We start from the raw sequence: 22,638 nt of genomic DNA, 5'->3' as shown, positions 1-22,638 counted from the left end.
TTCTGCTTTTTTCAAGCAACAACTCTGGGGGTCAATTTAAAATTGGCGAAAGGGGGTCAAATTTATTGGTATATGCACCTCAAAGAGCGGTTCTCACCTTTTCTAACGGTACAGAGATTAATCCTGACACGCTTACGCCCAATAAAAATGTTGTTATTAGTGAGAACTTGTTGATAAATAAAAAAGCGGCGGGGATTGTTGAACTTAAAACTATTGGGAAAGGGCTTAAACCAGTTATCAATGGAACTATACAAACTTTTCAGGCAACTAAGTACACTTTAGTATTAACAGATGGCACTAAAGTGTACTTGAACGCCAATTCTCAGCTAACCTTTCCCGAAATATTTTCAAAAACGGATAGGGTAGTAAATTTAAAGGGTGAAGGATACTTTGAGGTGACAAAAACATCAAAACACACTAAATTCTTTGTAAAAACGAATGAACAGGTTGTTAAAGTTTTAGGTACAAAGTTTAACATTAAATCTTATAACAAGACATCGGTGCAAACTATCCTTCTAGAAGGATCCGTAAGTATCAGCCCCGCAGATAAATTTTTCCATTCCGTTATCATTAAGCCAAATCAACAGGCTATCCTGAAAAATAACGGTGTACAAATATCAAAAATTGAAGCATCAAAAGCATTAGCGTGGAAAGATGGTTTTTTTGTTTTTAACGGCGATAATACCCTCGATATGCTATCTGAAATAGCCAGGTGGTATAGCTTGGAATTAGATACCGTTAATGCAGGACATCTTAAAGAGTATTACGGCAAAATCCCATCAAATGTAAATTTAGGGCAGTTGATCGAATTACTTAACTACAGCGGTGTTCATGTTAAGGTATACAAGGATGATTTAGGAAAACGCAAACTTTTTATTTTATAAAACACATGGAATATCAGATCGGATAACGGTGAGTTATTTCTTTAAAATACCGGGCTGTGTTCCCGCACAACCCGGTTAATTGAATAGACGATTTCATTTAATTCACAGTAAACTATTGACCCCTAAACGCAACAAAACTAATGATTTTAAATTCAATTCACTTCCCTAACCGGAGAACTTTTTTTACTTTAACTTTTTTATGGCAGCGAACGAATATATGGAGTATGTTTTTGATGCTTTTAAAGTTTTTGGGCCTTAACAACATAAAAATCAGTCTTAATCTTTTGTTCCTAACCGTTTGTTTGTTTGCTTCTCAACGATGTTGCGCACAGAATATAACTATAAAGAAAGAAGATGTTTCGTTGCAGGTTATCCTCAAGGCAATCGAACGGCAAACCTCTTATGTGTTTTTTAGTGATAAGTCAGAGGTGGATGCTGTAAGGTTAAGTGTTAATTTTAAAAACATCCCTCTAAAGGAAGTTTTAAATACCGTACTGACAAAAAAAGGATTTCAGTACAGATTTTTTGACAAAACAATCGCTATTAAGAAGTATAGCGGTTCTGCCGGGGCCTCCCAGGGCCTTACAACAGTTGCCGCTCGATTTATATATGGTCAGGTAGTGGACGAAAATAACCTCACCTTAAAAAATATTGCTGTTCAGGATCAACAGACAGAACAAAGAACCACGACTAATAATAATGGGACGTTTAAGCTATCCCGCTTAGGTGAATATGGCACACTTATATTTTCAGGGGATGGATTTTCAAAGCAAACGGTGGATTACACTGACTCTACGGCTTTACGCATCACCATGAAAAGGGGTAAAGATCGGGTTTTAGAATTATCAGAAGTGAGTATTAACGCCACCAATAGCCCTATTACTATTCCCAATAGGTTTGTTGATTTAAGTAATCGTGGATACATGAATCTTGCTCAAATTCTCCAAGGTACGGTACCTGGCTTAACGCTGCAAACAGCAACATCAACCAGTAAAGTGGTTACCAGTTTAGATGTTTATGTAAAATTTCTAAATGGGCAAAATTACATGAATTTTCTTCGTATGAGTGTCGATGAGTTCTTAACCTACAAGGGAAACGTTGAAGGCCAGCAAATTATAGATTTACTCTTAAGCGGTCGAAACGTTCCTAAAAATATAAGTAATATTTACATACTTAACACGGTAACCAAAAGCACAACGGTACTGATTCCTCAGGTAAGGGGGGCAAATAGTTTTGCAGGTTCAACGGCTGGAATGCTTGTAGTAATAGATGGTTTCCCACAGGATGGCTTTCCTGCTAATTTTCCAATGTCTAATGTGGAATCTATAGAAGTAGTTAAAGATCCAAGAGAGTTAGTGAAGTGGGGCACAAGGGCAAATAACGGGCTGATTTTAATTAAGACCAAAGTAGCCCAAAAGGGCCATTTACAAATTAATTACAGCGCTAATTTTTATTATGAAAAGGCACCCAGATTTAACAGGGAAAAAATGCAGCTTGCCAGCACTGCAGATTATCTGGACTATGTTAAAGACATAGATACTACCTTTAAACCATCATACTCAAATCAATCTTATTATTTTACACCGGCACAGCGGCTGTTTGCGCAGAACAGGTTGGGCATGATCACTCCAGAATCCTATAGCAAGAGTTTAGACTCACTAAGCGGGCTAAGTAATGAAGGGCAACTAAGCCTTCTGCAGCAAGACAGGTTCAGCCAAAATCATTCCCTTAACTTAAACGGAGGTAACCGTATCTATAAATTTAATTTTCTGACAAATTACCTGTACGATCAGCCCCATGATTTAGGCAGCTATAGTAAAACGCTGACACTCAATTTAAATAACACTTTTAATCTATTTCATAACAATTTAAAGATTAACTGGCTGATTAACTACAGTAATGCGCTGAGAAGAACAGGTTACAGTTTTCAGCCTAATTCCTTTACAGAACCTTATCAATTACTTCACGATCCCCAGGGTAATTATGAATATGATTATAGTGGAAACTTTTCGCCATATGCAAATGCGCTTATAATGGCTAATGGTTATCGCAATTATGGTGTCAATGTGCTGGAAGATGCAAGGAGTAATAAAAACCTTTCACGCTTTATTCAGAAAAGAACCAGTTTCAACTTAAACTGGAGCATTCTTCCCGGTCTAACTTTTGGTACTTCAATTTATTATGATGGATCAAATTTAAATACAAATAATGTTTATGGAAAACAATCCAGCTATGTAAGGCAACTGGTAGATACTTATGGAGAATATACACCAAATGGTGTTAATTATTATGTTCCATGGGGGGATATTTTGCAGTCAAGCAGAAGGAATAACGAGTTATGGAATTTACGCTCCGGCATTACTTATTCTAAATCTATCGGAAAACATCAAATTGCACTTTCTGTAGGCGGTGGTGCATCAAGTACAAGCAGCACAAGGCCCAATAATTCGGTACTTTATGGATACAATGCCGAAACTAATTACAGTTCACCTGTATTCCTACCTACGCCAGACCCCAATGCACCGATTACCAATTACAATTACCTGCTCTCAAACAGCCTTGCACCAGGGGCCTACCCGGCTACCTTAACCAGGCCTATCAATGGGGACACATCCGTAAATAGGAATTTGAACGCAAATGCGGTTATTGCATATAAGTTTGCAGATCGGCTGACCGTATCAGCGACTTATAATAGCGTGTTATCACCTGTGTATGGGCAGGCTGCATCCTACTCAACTTTGTCAAGTTCAAACGTTAGCGTCAACGGTTTGGTGATCAGGCACCTGAGCAAATTTTTCAATCATGTATATCTCTCTACCGGGATAGATCATTTTAAATTGCCCGATTTACCAGAAAGTTACAGTAATATACGATATCAACAATCTGTTTGGAACAATTACGCAATATGGGTAAACGGGCTACAACCAACACAGCAAAAAGGCCAGTCCTCCACGAATTGGTACCAGAAACTTACCTTTAACGTAATCGATAGCCTTCTTACACTTAATGTAGCGTATAACACGCTTACCAACCGGGGCAATCTCAATAATTTAAGTACAGACCCTGCCTCTTTGAGTACAACGGGTAATCAAACCAATGTGGTAAATTATGTGAGTGCCGGTTTGAGTGGAATTTTGCGCCATGGCCTGCTTAAATTTCAGGCGGCTTATGCAAAATCACCAGAGGGCATAGCGACAGTAAACGGTGGCTTAAATTATGATATCGGACATGAGAAGTACTTCACCTCAGATTTGATAACGGCATTTGATGTCGGGGCCAAGCTCGAAAATATAAGTGCTTACCAGGGTTTAGGTATAATTATGGGCACTAATGTGGGTAACAACGGCTCTTTTAGCCAAGCTGTCAATAACAATTACACCTTACTTCCCCCCAATAACGTCAACTTAGAAGTATACACCAGAATTGCTATTAAGGATGATCTATATAGTTTGGATTTGAGATATTACAATCGCAAAACTTCCGGCTTAAATAATTTTACCACAACTTTAACAGACCCCACTACCGGTACTAACGCTAAAATAACCTACAGCACAATTACTAACAAAGGATTGGAAACTTACTTCAGAGTGAGGGCCTTAAAAACCGAAAATTGGGAATATGGTGTTACGTTGAATGGGGCTTATAATTTAAATATAGTTACTAACGTTCCGGATCCTGTTTTTTATGGCTCATCAGACTATACTACCATGTACCGCAACGGCTATGATGTTTCCAGCATTTTCAGCGTAAAGTCTGCCGGATTGGATCATAACGGAGATCCTCAAATTTACAGTGATCAAGGAAAAATAGTTACAAAAATAGATAGTTCAACGATTACCACGGGGCTAATTTACAGTGGTAAAACAAGGGCTCCGTGGACTGGAGGTCTCATACATGATGTTCGGTATAAATTTCTTTTTGCCCGGGTATCGCTTGTTTTTAACCTGGGCCACGTAATGCGTACTTACATACCTTATGCGTCTAACAACCTCAAGGAAAATAGTGTACTGATAGCAAACAGGTGGCGAAAGCCCGGAGATGAGGAGTTTACCAACGTTCCCAGGATAGACAAAGATAACCCCAGCAATTTAAGTTACAGGGCGTTTGTTACGCAAAACGGCACAAACAGCATTACAACTGCAGATAACATACGGCTGCAGGAAGTAATGATAGGATGTAACTTAACTCCCGGATTTTTAAAGAAAATAGGAGTTAGTGGTTGCACAATCACGCTCACGGGGCAAAACCTTGCATCATGGAGCAGAAACCCCTATCACATCGATCCCGCAACAGTTGATGTTGGCGGAAGAATAGGTTTACCCATACCTACCCAGTATTCATTCAACATAAACGTTAGCTATTAAGCCATGCAAACAATTAGTAAGAACATAACCACTTTACTGTTATTGTCAGTAGTCTTTTCTTTTGGAGGATGTAAAAAGTTTCTGTCCGTTACGCCATCCACACAAAGCGTCAATCCCGTAACTATTAAGGATTTTCAAGAAATTTTAAACAGCGATTCCTTAAGCCGTACCCAATTTTTCCCGCTTGATTTAATGACTGACGATGTTGCACTGACCGATAATCAATTTAATACAGGCGATAATTTTTACCGCCGAATTTACACTTGGGACGCATTGATCTGGAACCCTGCACAAATTGATTTCATGTACAATTATAGCTACGCTAAAATATTACAAATGAACGTTATCCTAAGCCGTATAGACGCGGCAAAAAAAGATGCACTGAATACGCCCCAAACCAAAAACCTGATCGTTTCCCAGGCCTTGACAAACAGGGCATGGTATTACCTGCAACTTGTCAACACATACGGTGCGGCATATGATGTATCTACTTCAAAAACAGATCCGGGTGTGCCGCTTGTGCTTACGCCGGATGCATATGCGTTACCAGCGCGGGCATCAGTAGAACAGGTTTACGGTTCCATTATTTCAGACCTGAAAAAGGCGGCAGCTAACACTGATATGCCATCAAAAGGTATAGATATTATCCATCCTGGTAAGGCTGCGGTTTACGGGTTACTGGCCAGGACCTACCTCTATAAAGGCGATTATGAATCAGCTTCACTGTTCGCTGATTCCGCTTTAACGCAGGAGAGCCGTTTGTTAGATCTAACTCAAAACCCTTACATGCCTAATCAGTTACAGGACTTGAATACCAATCCGGAAGTTTTGCTGGGAAGAATCAGTTCTGACGAGGGCTTTTTTAAAACTTACAGTAACACTTTCGTTATAGGTGGGTCATTATTAGATAGTTTAGGCGGGTTTTCCACCGCCGACAAACGCTTTTCTAACCGATTTTCAACCAGTCGTTTCTCTCCAGGAGTGTACAAACAAAACCAACTCAACGCACAAACTATGGTTTTTGACAATAGTGTTGCCGTTCCCGAAATTATGCTGATCAAAGCGGAATGCCTGGCGCGTAAAGGCGACTTCTCGGCCGCCGGAGACCTACTGGATAAATTAAGAAGCAGCCGCATAATTAACTATTCTCCATCCGGCAGGACATATACAGCCGATAATATTTTAAGTTATGTAATCGGTGAAAGGCGACGCGAATTGTGTTTTCATGGCGGCCTGCGTTTATTCGATTTAAAACGCTTTAATAAGGGCACGCCATTTCGGCAAAGCATTTTGCGAACGAGCTATTCCGGGACAAATTACGCAGAACTGCTGCCGGGATCTGTACTTTACCTGCTCCCCCTTTCAGCTTATGTTTTGGCTGCCAATCCTAATATTCTTCAAAACCCAAGGTAAACCTGTAAAGATATTTATTATGCCAATTTATAAACAACCATCTGATTTCATCACCAACTGCAAAATAAGCAATAACCGATTATTGACCCTAATGCTTACAGTTGCGATATCCTCCCTTTTAAGTGCATGCTCAAAGGAAGACAGGTATGATCAGCAATTGATATCTGTCAAGGGTAATTTCAATCCAATTTCTTACCTCCAAAAAGGTAATTTAATCTATTTAAATGGAGAAAGTTATACCAAAACAACAAATTTTATTGGCATTCCTGTTTTGCTAACTGAAAAGTCAAAAGTGGCCGACACCATAGTTGCTACAGTTGATCCATCACTGATAGCCGAATACAATACGCAACACGGGGAACAAAATCCTGTATTTCCCGAGGGTGCGTTCGGCCTGTCTAACAACGGTCGTTTTCCCCTGGCAGCTGGTGAAACCCAATCAAAAGATTCGTTGTTTGTTACTTTGAAAAATGGAACGGGTCTTAAAGGACAGGCTGTTTATCTTATACCCGTAAGGCTCGCTTCCAAAAATAAAGGCAAAATTCTGAACGAAGTGCTGTATTTCAAAATGCTGCTTTCATCGGGCAACCTTACTGCGTTTGTAGACGGTGCATCAACCGGTAATGGTGTTTTTGGAGGCAGAATACCGGGAGGTTCGCTGAGTCTGGTATATTTTGACTATTATCCCGATTCTTTAAAATTTAATGTAGGCCTAAATACGGCCTTGCCAGACCATGACGTAATCGTAGAAGGCACACTCCTTTCCGAAACCCAGCTGGATTCCGTTAAAAACGCTCAATATTTTTTTGCAAGCCCGTTACCAGGAGGTTATGCTACACTATCAAAAAGCTTGTCAATTATTCCTAAAGGGCAGATAGCTGGTCAAGACAGCTTAGTGGTAAGATTGAGTAATAAAGCCCAACTTGAAAGAAATCAATATTATCTCTTAGGGATAAAACTTAAACATTATAGGGCCTCGAAATATGGTGTTCCCCCTGTGCCCGGCGATTCGTCGGTATGTTACGTGAGATTTTTTCTGTACTAATAAAATTATTGTGTAATTAATTTAATCATCATACTTAAATATAATCAATGAAAATTAAAACAATGCTATGTGTTTTCGTCGGCTTACTTCCGGCACTTCACTTAAAAGCGCAGTCAGATCTTAAGCGCTTAGTCCCGGATATTTACAAATATATATTGATAGATACTGCTAACAAAGAACACTCTCTAAAGGAGTATAAAGGTAAATATATCTATCTGGACATCTGGGCATCATGGTGCTACCCCTGCAGAAAAGAATATCCGTTACTGGAGGCTATGATTGCGAAGCTCGATACTTCTAAGGTTAAAGTTATCAGCATTTCTATCGATCATCAATCTAAGGGAATGACCGGACCATCCTGGCGTTGGATGGGGGCGCTTAAAGGGTATTCGATGAAAGGCACGCAATGGTGTGTAACAGACACCACGATGGAGAAGGATTATAAAATAGACCAGATCCCAAGGTTTATTTTACTCAACCCTGACGGCACGGTAAAAGAGATGAATACTACCAGACCCTCAAACCCGGAGACACTCGGTAAACTGAATAAATTGCTAATAACTAAATAAATAAAGATGAAAACTAAATTAATCGTGCTATTGATATTAACGGGATTGTATTTTTCCGCTGTAGCACAACAAAAAACACCTGATGTACAATACACAATTACAGGCAAATTAAAAGGGATAAAAGAACCCGCTAAAGCTTATATGTATTACCAATATCAAGGTTTTCACAAAGATTCGGCAGTGGTAACTAATGGACAATTTACGATGAAGGGTTCTGCTCCTTTACCCATGAAAGCATTTGTGCTTTTGGCGCAAGCCGGACAGAACATTTACTCCCACCCATCAATGGACCAGGTAGCTGTGTATCTACAAAATGGAACCATCACCATCGAGTCTCCAGATTCCTTAAAACATGCTAAAGTAGGTGGTACGCAATTAAACCGTGATCAGCAAGATTATATTAATGCTTTAGGAAATATCAGGGATTTGCAGGCAGACCTGAGCACAAAAATGCGTAATGTTACCGATCCTCAGGCGCAGGATTCTGTTAAAAATGATTATGCGCAGCTTGATGTAATGTTACAAAGCAACTTGGCAGCGTTTATACAAAGCCACCCTAACTCATCTGTTGCTTTGAATGTGCTAAGAGCTAACTTTAAGCCTTCAGATAATTTCGAATTGGCAAAAACCTTATTCAACACCCTTTCAGATTCTATCAGGAAATTGCCTCCGGCAGAAGTATATGCCATGTCGATGGAAGATGTAACAAAAGTTGGTATTGGTAAAGTTGCACCCGACTTTGCGGCACAAACGATGATCGGTAAAGAGGTTCATTTATCAGAATTTAAAGGCAAGTATGTGTTGCTCGATTTTTGGGCAAGTTGGTGTGGCCCTTGCCGCAAAGAAAGCCCAAACCTGGTAAAAAGCTATGATTCATACAAGAATAAGAACTTTACAATTCTTAGTTTTTCCTTAGACGATGACGTCGCCGCATGGAAAAAAGCTGTGGCAGACGATAAGTACGTATGGGATAATGTATCGGGCGCATCCGGGCAAACCGGATTGGTAGCTAAGCTCTACAGTGTAGACGGAATTCCCGCCAATTTTTTAATTGACCCTTCTGGAAAAATTATTGCAACCAACCTCAGGGGAGATATGTTGGAGAAGAAGCTCGCAGAAATAATTAATTAACCGCATGGGCTATTCCCATAACCACACCACATTCAGTGTCGTTAAATGCTTAGGCAAACATCAATATTTAACAAATGAGTCTTAAAAGAATAAAAAAAAGCATGCTATTAATCCCTGCTTTGGCTTTACAAGTATTCTACTGCGCCAAAAGCCAAGCTCAGTTTGTTAATGGAGACAAAGAGATAAAGGCCAGGACAATAGTTGTAGCAGATTCTCTACTGAGAAACCAGCTCATCAAAATTTCGCCACAAACCGTTATCGGATATTTAAATGATGCTAATAAGTCCGCGTTTGTCAATATAATTAAATTGCCCGTAACGGGTAAGACTAAAATAGATGCAGAAACCATTTATTTACAAAGCAAAAATGCAGTCGGATGGGTTGCCATGTGCTATCGGAAACGTTTTACAGGGCCTTTAGAAGTTAATGCTGCATCAGCATTTGTCATCACAGCAGGTGGGATTTGCCTAACAAATTACCATGTAATATTCGCATTTGCACACGATAAAGGGCTTGATGGTTCCGGCGCCTTTATGGTGCGTTTAGGTAACGGCAAAATTTACCAGTTAAAAAAAATTATAGCGGCATCAAAAGAAGATGATATTGCTATTCTGCAGTTAGACGTGAAACCCGGAGAGCAACTTCCCTACTTGAGTATTGAAAAAGAAACTCCTAAGATAGGAGAAGACCTTTTCATGTTGGGAAATCCACAGGATATGTATTACTCGTTTACCAGAGGGATCGTATCAAATTTATATGCTGACGGGGTAAGTTGGCCAGATGGCAGTGGTGGAAGCGTGCGGGATCTCATGGCAATAACTGCAGATTTTGCTATTGGGGCAAGCGGCAGTCCTATAATCAATAAAAATGGGAACGTAATAGGGATGGTTTCCAGTACGCATACCATAGAGCAGAACAAAAGTGGTTATCAGCTTACACAAATGGTTATAAAAAATGCTATCCCGAACCGGTCGTTGCTAAAGATATTGCAGTCAGTTAATGTGGAGTAAATATTTTGTTAAACCCTTCTTCAAACTTTAGCAATCAATCCAAAAAACATAAAACACCAATCAAGAGCATTATGGCTATGGATTGGCTTTACTATTAAGCTTTATAAATATATGTTAAGTCCTAAAATAGTTTTTACCTTCATCATTTTTATTTTGGCAAAAGGTATATCAGTTGCGCAGGTTAAGAAATATGCAGCAACGGATTCGGCTTTTAGCCAACAACAATTTCTTTATCGGGGATTAGCGGATCTTATCTCCAATTATCACTACGCGCCACCTAAATTTGACGACTCTTTATCGGCCAGAATTTATACAAATTATCTCAATAAATTAGATCCCAACAAAGCTATTTTTCTGAAGACTGATATCAGCCGTTTAGATTCTTTCAGGTACCTGCTGGATGATGAATTAAAAGGGCAACGTCCCGCTTTGGCCTTTTTTACATTAGCCAGAAAAATTTATCTCCAGCGCATACAGGAATTAGAAAATATGCCTTTACTTAAAAATGATGGCTGGCGACCAGGTTACACCAATGAGGTTTTGCTTTCCAAAGACAACCTTCATTGGTGCCTTGATAATAAAAGCAGGATGAATCGCTGGGATAAATTAATTTCTTACCAGCTTTTTATCAAACAGGCCGACCTGGCCACAGGGTTTAAAGATGTGAAGGAACGCGATAGGCGGGCGCAGTTATCCGTATTTAATAAATACAAACATTGGTTTAGCAATGAACTAAAATCAGAAGATGATTATAAAAGTTTTGCTGATTACATCAATGTGATTGCCTATATATTAGATCCACACTCAGAGTATCAGCCTCCCGTTAGCAAGGCCAAGTATGATCAGCAAATGAGTAATATGTTTTTTGGGATTGGCCTGACCCTGGGGGCAACCGATCAGGGTGATATTAAGGTTGTTACTTTGATCAACGGCATGCCGGCATGGAACAGTAAAATGATCAATACAGGCGATATTTTACTTTCTATATCACAAAACAGCACTGGCAGCTGGGAAGACATAGATGGTTGGGAAATCCCGGAAGTGGTGGAACGGATTCGCGGAAAGCAAGGAACCACGGTAAGGCTGAAAATTAAAGATTCAAAAACGGGCAAGATCAGTGAGATACCATTAGTACGTGAAAAAGTAAGTGTACAGGAATCCGGTGCCCGAAGCGGCATCATTTTAAGCACTACAGGTAAAAAAACAGGTATAATTCAATTGCCGGAATTTTACAATGACTACGCTCACTGGGACGGTGCAAAAAGTGCTAACGATATTGCCCGTGAACTGAATTTATTGAAAAAAGAAAATATTGATGCGTTGGTTGTTGATCTTAGATACAATGGCGGTGGATCTTTAGAGGATGTTGTTAAAATAAGCGGATATTTTATTAATCATGGGCCAATCGTACAGATTAAGGACCATAAAGGGGCACTTAGTATTTTATCAGATGAAGATGGTGTTACGCTATACGACGGTCCTATGGTTGTTTTAGTAAATGGTTACAGTGCATCTGCATCTGAAATTTTCGCAGCGACAATGCAGGACTACAAAAGAGCCATTATTATCGGTGCAAATACATATGGCAAGGGTACCGTTCAACACCAAATACCATTAGGTCCGCAGGACGGTTTCGGTGAACCAAAATATGGCGCGATGAAACTCACAATGGAAAAGTTTTATCGAATCAATGGAGCTACTACACAAAAGACCGGTGTTCATCCGGATGTTTATTTACCTGATTTGACATCTTATGCTTTTCCGAAAGAAAAAGATGCTTTTTCTGTACTGACAGCAGATGCTATCGGTAGCGTAAATTATCGGGATTTCGAACATCCCGTAATTGATTCCATGTACGCCTTTAATCAGTATTTGAAAGGGCGGTCAAGATCAATCCATGAAATGGATTCGCTTGTTCATTTTTTAAGTTCAAAACCAGTCAAAAAAATTGGTTTTGGATACGCCTACAATCAAAATAAATCACGACAAATTGCCATGGCTAATTATAAGAAATTGGAAAAAATAGAACCATCTGAATTGAAAACAATTGGAATAGGAGATTACCAGGCTACCGAATGGTACAAATCCTGGCTCAATACAACGGTATCTAATTCATGGATACGGGCAGCGATAGAAATTATTACAGATCGAAAACAAATGGCGGGTAGCAAATCTGTTGTAAATGGTAAATAAAGATCAATCGGAAATACATTCATGCATAACGAAAAGAATTATCCACCCCCCTTTTTAGCTATGTAATTCACTATAAAAAGATTCATTCGTTTTTTTAGTTAAAAAAAGATTTAGTTAACAGAGCACCACCCTGAAGAGTGGTGCTCTTAAAAAAACTCATTATATGTTTGCTATAAAACAGCCGTTAAATAATTAAAAATAGTGGCGAAAAAATGCTCAGTATCCTGTAAGTAAATGCAATTAAAAAAGGCGGGCTTATGATGTTTTGCAGTATACATAGCAATTAAATAGGAGTTCGCTATGCTTCTGCAATAGACGCCCATCATTTCTGTGTATGTTATGTTAAAAGTGTTTGAAAGCAGGAAAGAATCCGTTTGGAATTTTCAATGAATCGGTTCGAAAAAAGCCCGGGGTAAAGTCGGGCTGGGAAATGCTCACATAGGCCTTAATGTTTGCGGAAATAATGATCTTATTTAGAATAAATCCTTAATAAAACAGTGCAAAAGAATTATTATAATTTAAACAGTAAGTAGTTGGAAATTAAATAATAAGACTTCTAAGACATTCAATATCTCATGGAAATAAAACGATCCCATCTTACCAATCCAAATAGCCTATCAATTCTGTTAAAATACAACTATAAGCAGATAATTTATATGGTTTTTAAACATTAGGTTGAGTTTATATTTGAGATATCCAAACAATCAAATATTTCTAATAACAATTGCTTAATCCACGCTTATGTTAAGTTCAAAGACTAAAATTAATATGGTTATCAACTGGCGGGTAAAAAATAGCTTGTTAAAAAAGGCACACTATCGCCATTCAATTAATTTTTTACATTCTTTTATCGTTGTTTTTATCATAATGCGCGTTTAGCGTCCTGATAATAAATTGCCTGCAACTGAGCTAGAATAGCCAACATTTTAACAAGCTTTATAAATGTAAAATGCTATGTATTATTATTTACTCTTAAATTAAATTAGCATGAAAATAAAAAATAAAAGACTCGCCCTTATTGTTTCCTGTTTGTGGATCGTTATTGCATCTTTATCTTCCTGTTCAAAGGATGCTGTTGAACCAGATCAAAAAACAAGCACCTTAACAACCACTGCTGCTGCTAAAGATACCTTTAAAGCGGTTTCACAACTTAAAACACAATCAACTATTGTGGCTGCTTACAGAGAAACCTACCAGGGTTTTAAATTAGAATATGATGCCACCGCCAACACCACAGCTATAAAAAATGCCGCCCATCATCAGCTGGATATTATAGTAAAGTCCGGATTAAAAACCGGATTAACCAATATGCGGACTATAACCGCCATCAGGTTTTATAGTGATGGAACAGATAATATTTTGTATTCCGGCGGGGTTGTAAATATCAACAACCTGAACGTATTTATTAATATTGATAAAGACGGGGGGACGGTTCTTTTTCATGAATTAAGCCATTATCTTAATGACAAATTTGTTTCAGGCGGTATAGGAAATTCCCGGTTGGTTACATTATATAATGCAGCGGTTTCAAGCAAAAAATACCCTGCCAATGCATACTCGATGGCTAATGTGGCCGAATATTTTGCCGAAGACATGTGTGCTTATTTTCCAGGACAAAAAAATTCGGCACCTGCCACCAAAGCGCAGCTTGTTGCCTGGGACCCGAATATGGCTAGCTACATTCAAAGCCTCAATTTTTAATACTTATCACTAAACTTAAAGCATCTTTACATTTATAGCTTGTTAGAAACAGGTGTCGAAGAAATCATCGGCACCTGTTTTTTACGATTACCATAAAAGTGGGTAAAACAGTTGGCCCTTACCCACCAATGGGCTGGAACAGCTGGAACTGCTATGGATTAAGCGTTGGTGTAGAAAAAGTTAAAAGTTCTGCCTCAGGCAATGATTAATATTAAAATATCGGAATCGACATTAATTAACTGCCGGTTACAGGTAATCAAAGAGTTGCAGTTCATAATTATTAAAGGACACTGTTGGGCAGATATCAGGTTACACAAATATTAAAAAACGAAAACGGGCAGTAAATGCACAGGCATCAGGTTATCTATCACCCCAATAAATTTGTAGTTTAAAGCAAGCCATGGTTTGCTTTGATCAAATCGGCTTGCGGTGATGCGCAGACCTTGTATACTTCACTTTGTCCGGCATTTAATTTAAGGGAAGATCATGAGTTTTAGTACCGGTACGTGAAGAGGAAAACAACAACTACTCAAGGTTTGTTGATATCAATTATAGATGCTAACCTGAACATTGAGGCGATTGAAAATTCAGAGTTGGTTTTAATAAGCAAGGCGGCGCATGAATATTCGGAAACATCCATTCCTGAATTTTTTAAATTTAATTATTTTCAATACCTGGGTGCTTATATCGCTCAACACGAGGTTATTACAACCGCCGTTACCGAAAGACTAACTATATTACGCACACTGAACATTTAAAACAGACAAAAATGAGAACAAGTTTATTATCGATAATTGCGCTGTTAATTTCTACTTCTATTTTTGCTCAAATAAAAGTACCGGAAATTAAGGGGAAAGAAGTTTCTATAAGTGACGACGTTATTTTTCATCAACTGGATGAGCATACTTGGGTCGGTTCAGGCCATGTAATGGCAGGTGAAAGTCTATACCTGCTCGAAGGAAATGATCGGGCACTCTTAATTGACTGTGGTACAAAGATTGCGAATTTAGACAAGGTTGTTGCTGCTATAACAAAAAAACCGGTAATGCTGGTAGCAACACACGTCCACCCTGATCATGTAGGATCAGCTTCCTGCTTCCCGGAAATTTATATCAATCCAGCCGATACAGTTAACATACCCAGCTTCCTGGCAAATTTCAAGGGTGCAGTGAAATACCTGAAAGACGGTGAGATCATAGATTTGGGCGGCAGAAAGGTCGAGGTACTCTTTACACCAGCTCATACACCTGGTGCTACCACTTACATCGATAAAAGTGCGGGTTACGGATTCAGCGGTGATTCATTCGGATCAGGTAATCTGCTCCTGACGGGTACATTTAAACAGCTTATAGCAACTTGTGAGAAGACCAGTGCGTTTATGGAGAAGAATGCAATTAAGTTCTTTTATCCAGGACACTTTTTTGGAAAAAATTTAGAAACTAAACAGCGGATTTATGACCTGATTTTGTTAAGCAAAGATGTTTTATCCGGCAAAGTAAAAGGACAAGAAAACCCAGGAGAAGTGCTTGGCCTCAATCTAATCGTGAGTCAGTACGGAGTGCGTATCAATTATAATGAGCGAGCGCTGTATAATAAATAAAGATTTATTACACACGTCGATAGGAAATCCATTAACCGTATTCAGCTGTTTAGGATAAGTTGTCTACCCCTGTTAGTTACTACATTTTCTTTCGGTATCCGTGCAGGGATATAATTTATACATTCTTTATCGGCTGAGAACAAAAAAACATAAGACAAAAAAAAGTTCAGATTTTACAAATGAACCTTTTAAAAACCCGGGGGCTGATGGTATAAATTTCAACTAAGTTTTTGGCTGATTTGAAATGGTTGGCCGAAATGCCATGCCGGATGAAGGAGCTTGAGGAACCCGGAAAACTCATAAATAAGCATTTTCAGTACACATTTTCGTAACATCTAACCATTCAATGTTTTTTATCCCTGGTAAAGAAGTTTTAAAGTGCTCTGCCAGGGATTCTTTTATTAAAAACTATACTGGCAGAGAAAAGTATTTTAAAATAGTCATGTCTACGAACTTAAAATATTTTATAGAATCCTTCTTTTCCTGAATTTCTTGAAAAAGAGATGGTAAGCGGAGGATAGCTGTTTACAGGCGAACCCCGGCCTAAAGAGCAAGCTGCCGGTAAATAAATGGAATTAAAAAGATAAAACAGTTGCTGTGTAAAATTTCTGTTTTAAATGCAGTTTTAATATTGGATTAATATTCCAAACTTATTTTTGAGAATCACTAATTAAATAAAATGAAAAAAATAGCACTGGTTACCGTCTGTCTGTTCTTTTTTTTCTTTTCCAAGGCTCAGCATAAAACCGGCATAGCACCTTCAGATTTCCCTGCTTCAATAACTGCCCAGCCCTTTTTGTTTTCCGTTAATACCCTCACCGCTGATGATCAGAAATGGAATGTCCATTACTCAGGAAGTTATGCAGAAAGAGCGGCCGGGCAATTCGGGTATAATGGGCTTGGCCAGCAATTTGGCTTGAAGGGATATTTGGGTAACCGGTTTACACTTTATGCAACTGCTTCTATCGGCTTTGCAAACGGCAGAGGAACCAGCTCCGCCCAACAGGCTGAGGTAATAAGAGATTTAATTGGCGGAAAAACAGCAACCGGATTTCGATTGGGTGCAGGCCTTGGTTTAAGTCGCGACTGGTCTAATGTAGGATCTGCAATAAGTCGCATTACCACTTCTTTTGATCAGCAAAACTGGCGACTCCTTGGTAATTTACGTTTTGAAAAGGCATTTGATAAAACACGTGATAAACTGGATTTTATTTCTGCCATAGGTTTTCAGCATCGCATCACCGGGGGCTGGTATTTGGGTTTTGAAGCCATTGGTCAGGACTTGGAAGGTTTCTGGGAAAAAGATGAGGCTGAGGGTGGAGCAAAGGTCATGATTGGGCCATCAATGAATTTATCACCTAACCATTCCAGGCTATCATTTTCTTTATCTGGCGGACCTGTATTTTATGCGACCAGAAGTACTGTTATCCCTTCAGAGGCCATCCGCGAAATCGGGTCTGTTGCATCTGGCAATGGATACACCATCCGGGCGTTAGTAAATTTCAATTTACATTAATAAAAATAATTATTCTACAATGAAAAAATATCTCGTCCTGTTTATAAATGTAATGATTTTTCAAGGTGTGTACGCTCAATGGCCAGGAAAAATTGAAAATTCGAAACAGGTTCTTTTGCCTAACGGATGGAAATTAAGTCCCGCAGGTCATGCTATCCCCCTGGGCGATTTGCCTTTAAATATGCAGGTAAGTTCATCAGGAAAATATGTAGCGATTACGAACAATGGACAGAGTACACAGTCTCTTCAGCTGATAGACGCTAAAAGTGAAAAGGTTTTAGATGAAAAGATATTGACTAAATCATGGTATGGGCTTGCTTTTAGCAAAGACGAAAAGCAACTTTATGTATCTGGCGGGAACGATAATATCATTATCAATTTCAGTATCCGTAATCAAAAACTTGCAGAAAGAGATACCATAAAACTCGGACAGGTTTGGCCAAAAAGCAAAATAAGCCCAGCAGGAATCGTAGTAAATAAATCCAATACTAAGCTTTTTACCGTAACCAAAGAAGACAGTTGCCTTTATATTATCAATCCAGCCAGCAAACAAATAACCAAAAAAATTCAGCTGCCAGCCATTGCCTATAGCTGTGCACTTTCTGGCGATGAATCGAAATTATACATTTCGTTATGGGGAGGTCGTGCGGTGGCCGTTGTCAATACGATCGAAGAAAAAATTACTGGTACTATCCCTGTTGGCGATCATCCTAATGAACTTTTGCTTAACAAAAAGGGAAATTTTCTTTTTGTGGCCAACGCAAATGACAATTCTGTTTCGGTAATCAATACCGTAACCAATAAGGTTATCGAAACAATTGTAACAACTTTGTATGCAACTCAGCTAACAGGTTCAACAACAAATGGTTTAGCGTTAAGTGCTAACGAAAAAACTTTATATATCGCAAACGCGGATAATAATTGTCTGGCTGTTTTCAATATTGCGCAGCCAGGAACAAGTCAAAGTCAAGGCTTCATCCCTGTCGGATGGTATCCAACCAGCGTTAAGGTTATCGGTTCAAAAATTTTGGTTTCCAATGGCAAGGGCAATACCTCAATGGCAAACCCCCAGGGCCCACAGCCTATTTCAAAAGCCGATAATAGCGGCTATCAAATGGGGAGCACGGCTAATAATAAGCTCCAGTATATCGCAGGATTATTTAAGGGTAGTTTATCTTTTGTGGATGTACCAAAGTTCGAACAATTAAAAGTTTATACTCAGCAGGTTTACGCAAATACGCCCTTCACGGATAAAAAAATGATTACGGCAGATGGCGAAGCGGGTAATCCTGTTCCCCGTAAACAAGGTGAAAAATCTCCCATCAAGCACGTATTTTACATCATCAAAGAAAACCGCACCTATGATCAGGTTCTGGGGGATATGCCCAAAGGGAATGGCGATTCGACCCTGACGCTTTTTGGAAAAAGAATCACTCCAAACCAGCATGCTTTTGCAGAAAATTATGTGCTGCTGGATAATTTTTATGTAGATGCAGAAGTGAGTGCCGATGGACATAACTGGAGCATGGCAGCCTATGCTACGGATGTGGTAGAAAAAACATGGCCTACAAGCTATGGAGCCCGTGGAGGAAGTACCACTTTTGAAGGCGGCAGACCTGTAACCTACCCTAAAGATGGTTTTATTTGGGATTATTGTCAGCGTGCAGGAGTTAGCTACCGCAGTTACGGCGAATTCGGAGATTATGCAAAAGCCAATATAAAGTCGCTACAGGGGCATATGTGCCCGAGCTCACCCGGATTTGATATGGACATCACCGATCAGGTAAGGGCAGATGCCTGGATCCGTGATTTTGACTCGCTCGTGGTTGCCGGCGCCGTTCCCCAATTCAGTACGCTCCGGGTTTCGAATGATCATACCAGCGGACAGAAAAAAGGAAAAGTATCACCACAGGCTGCAGTTGCCGATAACGACCTCGCGGTTGGCCGAATTCTTGATAAACTTTCGCACAGCGCGGTATGGAAAGAATCGGTCGTATTTATCCTGGAGGATGATGCCCAAAACGGCCCCGATCATGTAGATGCACACCGGTCTCCGGCTTATATAATCGGCCCTTACGTAAAAAGAAATACAGCCGTGCACACCATGTATTCCACTTCAGGATTTTTAAGAACAATGGAATTGATCCTGGGTTTACCACCAATGAGTCAATATGATGCCGCTGCGGTTCCCCTATTCGAATGTTTTACCAGCAAACCAGATTTTACCCCATACAGCGCCATTACACCTTTGATTAATTTGAATACCAGAAATGTGGCCGTTAATGAGAGTAGCAGACGATCAGAGTTTTTCAATTTTGCGAAGGAAGACTCAGCACCTGATCTCGATTTAAATGAAGTCATTTGGAAATCGGTCAAAGGTGAAAACGCTGTAATGCCAGCTCCGAAAAGAAGCGCATTTGTTATTCTGGAAAAGAAGAAAAAGGACGATGATGATTAATTTTAAATTAAAATTAACACCGGCATCTGTTACGGTTTTTATTTGTTCGTCAACTTATTTTTGGCTAAGATTGCCCATGTAGTCGAAAAATCCTTTTACACAATAGTTCATGGTACCTAAATAAAGTGTGGAGACTTTCAAACCTATATTACCTAAATGCTCAAAAGGAATATATAATTCTATAAATTAACCGTTATTATTCTATTTCCCAAAAACCTTGTTAATCGCTTCTGTTTTATTATCTACTTGTAGTTTTTGGTACATGTTGTAAATGTGGCGCTTAAGGGTATTGATGGAAATGCCCAACTTATCTGATGCTTCTTTATAAAAAAGCCCTTGGGAAAGCAGTTCTAAAACTTCTTTTTCCCTTGGGGTAATCGTTAACGCGGCAGCATTTTTATTTTCTTTTTTTTGGAAACGTTGTACCAGTTTGCGTGCAATATCAGGACTCATTGGGCTGCCGCCATCGTGCACCTCGCGAATAGATTGCAATAAAAATTCAGGCTTGCTTCGTTTAAGGATATAAGATGATGCCCCATATTCCAAAGCCTGATACACTTTTTCATCCTCATCATATATCGTGCATATCAAAAATTCTGTACGGGGGCAGGTGGGTTTTAATTGCTTTATACAGTCTATGCCATTAATTCCCGGCAATCCGATATCCATCAGTACTACGTCGGGCTGTAGCTCCGGAATCCCTTTCAGTGCATCTTCCCCATTTCTAAATACGCCGGTACATAAGTAGCTTTCTTCCATTGCTATGATAGATTGCAGCATTTCGCTAATAGATGCATTGTCTTCTACAATAGCTATGGTAATTAATCTTTTCATTGGTTAGGTTTTTAAAAGGTAAGTAACCGTAATGCCTGTTCCCCCACCGGGATTATTTACCCAAATAATAGTGCCGCCAATGGTTTGCATATTTGCGTTCATATTGCGCAGGCCATTGCCCAAAACAATTTCTTCTTTTTGATCAGTCATGCCTTTTCCATTGTCAGCCAGGTGTAGGATTAACTGGTTTGTTTCGGTAATGGTTACTTTAAGGGTTACGGCTGTGGCCTGAGCATGTTTTACGATGTTATGGAGCGCTTCCTTTACCGTAAGAAAAAGATTTCGGCGTACACTGCCATCCAGAATATGTTCGGCAATGGGTTGCGGTAAGTGCATGGTAAAGTGAATACCTGCATCATTCATAAATCCTGTTGCAAATTTGCGCGTGTAGGCCAGCAGGCTTTGGAGGGTGTCATTGTTATTATTCAATGTCCATACAATCTGGTTCATTTGATCTACCAATTGCGTAGAGTTATCGGCTATAATGCTGATCTCTCTTGCATCCAGTTGGGGATGTTTTCTTTTCAGCAATTCGGTACTCAGCACTATGGAAGTTAGGGATGCGCCCAGGTCGTCGTGTAGTTCTTGTGCAATACGGGTGCGTTCTACGAGTTGCATTTCCAGTACCGCTTTGCTTTGTGTCCATTGCTGCTCCTTTTCCAGCAACTCAAAACGGTTTTTCTCTATTTGTATTTTTCTGCGATAGCTCATCAAAAAACCAGTTCCTGCCAGGGCAAGCAAACCGGCGCTCATGATTAAAATGGTAATGGTATTGCTTTTCCGGGTCAGTTGCAGGTCTTTGCTAAGCAATACGTTTTCCTGCATTACTTTTTTGCGTGCTATTTCATATTTTTCGAGGTCTTTATTTATTTCCTGCTTACGCAGTTCGCCGGCAAGGCGGTAAGCATGCGCTAAACAGACTTGTGCCAATTCCTTATTGCCCGTCATTTTAAGTATGTTGTAATAGCCATCGAAAACGTTCTTCCTCAACGAAAGCGGCAGCAGGTTTTCATCAAAAAGCTGTTGCATCGGAATGCCCTGTTTCAATATATTTGCCGCATACGCCGTATCATTAGCGTGGTCGGCTATTTCCATCATTTGGGTTAAAGTTTCAAAATGCCTGGGTGTATTCCTATTTGTATCCGATTTTAACATTTGTTCGGAAATAACTTTTGCACTATCGTAATTTTTGGTGCTTTTATACATGGCCACCATGAGCGAGTTTACAATATATTCCTTCGTTTTATCAGCATAATCTCGTTGTAATGCCTGTGCTTTTCTGGCTGTAATACGAAAATTAACGGTATCGTTTGCCTGGTAATAGGCATTGCTCATCGTTTGATAAGCCCCAATCATTCTCGAGGTATCCTTTAAAGGCGTGTAGTGATTTAAAAACTTATTGGCATTTTCCACGGCGAGTTTATAGTTACCCAGCTGGGTATGTAATACGGCCAGGTTATTGTACAGCGGAAAATTTTTTAAACTATCCGGTGCTTTGTCCCGCTGTAGGTATTGCAGTGCGGTTGTACTTGCATCCGCAGCTTCATTCAGTTTGCCTGCTACGCTGTAGGCTATTGCCCTCGAGGCGTACAGGTCACTATACGTATTCGGGTCGTTTATTTTTTTGGCCAATAGGATGGATGCATCTGAAAGTGCTATCGCGTGGGTAAAATCATTCTTGTAAATGCTGTAGTAAAAGACCAGCATGCGGTAACTCTTCACCTGTGCTACATCATCTTTATGCAGTTTCGCGACAGCAAGCGCCTTTTCGTAAAGCGGAATAGCAGCTACAGGGTCGCCTTTTGCCTTGTTAATGGCTGCATTAATCAGCGGCTTTAACAAAACGCTTACACTACGTTTATAAAAAGCAACATTACCTGAAGATTGATCTTGCCTGCAGCCACATAAGAGTACCATGGC

At 39.5% G+C, this 22,638-nt stretch carries 15 protein-coding genes; 13 read left to right on the top strand and 2 right to left on the bottom strand.

Going from position 1 to position 22,638, the window contains the following annotated elements; translation table 11 throughout:
- From GJU39_RS18945 to GJU39_RS18885, 13 genes are all read left to right on the top strand, one after another.
- The coding region (locus GJU39_RS18945) for a FecR family protein (RefSeq protein ID WP_154282572.1) at nucleotides 1–884 on the top strand (884 nt) is incomplete at its 5' end.
- Nucleotides 885–1,246: 362 nt separating this feature from the next.
- Nucleotides 1,247–5,248: a carboxypeptidase-like regulatory domain-containing protein gene (locus GJU39_RS18940; RefSeq protein WP_167515726.1), complete on the top strand. Its 4,002-nt coding sequence runs from the start codon at nucleotides 1,247–1,249 to the stop codon at nucleotides 5,246–5,248.
- A gap of 3 nt (nucleotides 5,249–5,251) precedes the next feature.
- Nucleotides 5,252–6,661 carry a RagB/SusD family nutrient uptake outer membrane protein gene (locus tag GJU39_RS18935; protein WP_154282570.1) on the top strand — a complete coding sequence of 470 codons (1,410 nt, stop codon included), beginning with the start codon at nucleotides 5,252–5,254 and terminating at the stop codon, nucleotides 6,659–6,661.
- A gap of 19 nt (nucleotides 6,662–6,680) precedes the next feature.
- Nucleotides 6,681–7,706: a DUF1735 domain-containing protein gene (locus GJU39_RS18930; RefSeq protein WP_167515725.1), complete on the top strand. Its 1,026-nt coding sequence runs from the start codon at nucleotides 6,681–6,683 to the stop codon at nucleotides 7,704–7,706.
- Between the two features lie 47 nt (nucleotides 7,707–7,753).
- On the top strand, nucleotides 7,754–8,275 hold the full coding sequence (locus tag GJU39_RS18925) for a TlpA family protein disulfide reductase (RefSeq protein ID WP_154282568.1): 522 nt from the start codon (nucleotides 7,754–7,756) through the stop codon (nucleotides 8,273–8,275).
- A 6-nt stretch (nucleotides 8,276–8,281) separates the two neighbouring features.
- A complete protein-coding gene (locus GJU39_RS18920) occupies nucleotides 8,282–9,406 on the top strand; it encodes a TlpA disulfide reductase family protein (RefSeq protein ID WP_154282567.1) in 1,125 nt (374 codons plus the stop codon).
- Between the two features lie 101 nt (nucleotides 9,407–9,507).
- Nucleotides 9,508–10,416 carry a S1C family serine protease gene (locus tag GJU39_RS18915; RefSeq protein ID WP_167515724.1) on the top strand — a complete coding sequence of 303 codons (909 nt, stop codon included), beginning with the start codon at nucleotides 9,508–9,510 and terminating at the stop codon, nucleotides 10,414–10,416.
- A gap of 111 nt (nucleotides 10,417–10,527) precedes the next feature.
- The gene (locus tag GJU39_RS18910) at nucleotides 10,528–12,609 is read left to right on the top strand and encodes a S41 family peptidase (protein ID WP_154282565.1); all 2,082 of its coding nucleotides are present in this window, start codon (nucleotides 10,528–10,530) and stop codon (nucleotides 12,607–12,609) included.
- 987 nt (nucleotides 12,610–13,596) lie between these two features.
- On the top strand, nucleotides 13,597–14,310 hold the full coding sequence (locus GJU39_RS18905; protein ID WP_154282564.1) for a hypothetical protein: 714 nt from the start codon (nucleotides 13,597–13,599) through the stop codon (nucleotides 14,308–14,310).
- Nucleotides 14,311–14,816: 506 nt separating this feature from the next.
- A complete protein-coding gene (locus GJU39_RS18900) occupies nucleotides 14,817–15,068 on the top strand; it encodes a hypothetical protein (protein WP_154282563.1) in 252 nt (83 codons plus the stop codon).
- 11 nt (nucleotides 15,069–15,079) lie between these two features.
- Entirely contained in the window at nucleotides 15,080–15,910 is an 831-nt protein-coding gene (locus tag GJU39_RS18895; RefSeq protein ID WP_154282562.1) for an MBL fold metallo-hydrolase, read from the top strand.
- Nucleotides 15,911–16,589: 679 nt separating this feature from the next.
- Nucleotides 16,590–17,426, top strand: coding sequence for a hypothetical protein (locus GJU39_RS18890; protein ID WP_154282561.1), 837 nt, complete (start codon nucleotides 16,590–16,592; stop codon nucleotides 17,424–17,426).
- A 19-nt stretch (nucleotides 17,427–17,445) separates the two neighbouring features.
- Nucleotides 17,446–19,884 carry a bifunctional YncE family protein/alkaline phosphatase family protein gene (locus tag GJU39_RS18885; protein ID WP_154282560.1) on the top strand — a complete coding sequence of 813 codons (2,439 nt, stop codon included), beginning with the start codon at nucleotides 17,446–17,448 and terminating at the stop codon, nucleotides 19,882–19,884.
- A gap of 201 nt (nucleotides 19,885–20,085) precedes the next feature.
- Here the strand turns inward: GJU39_RS18885 and GJU39_RS18880 are convergent, their stop codons facing one another.
- Both GJU39_RS18880 and GJU39_RS18875 read right to left on the bottom strand, forming a co-directional pair.
- Entirely contained in the window at nucleotides 20,086–20,718 is a 633-nt protein-coding gene (locus GJU39_RS18880) for a response regulator (RefSeq protein ID WP_154282559.1), read from the bottom strand.
- 3 nt (nucleotides 20,719–20,721) lie between these two features.
- Entirely contained in the window at nucleotides 20,722–22,635 is a 1,914-nt protein-coding gene (locus tag GJU39_RS18875) for a tetratricopeptide repeat-containing sensor histidine kinase (protein ID WP_167515723.1), read from the bottom strand.
- Between the last annotated feature and the right edge of the window lie 3 nt (nucleotides 22,636–22,638).

Origin of the sequence: Pedobacter petrophilus (genome assembly GCF_009674725.1) — a bacterium.
Classification (GTDB): domain Bacteria; phylum Bacteroidota; class Bacteroidia; order Sphingobacteriales; family Sphingobacteriaceae; genus Pedobacter; species Pedobacter petrophilus.
Note: the sequence above shows the minus strand (reverse complement) of the source record. Positions and strands in the feature narration are given on the sequence as shown.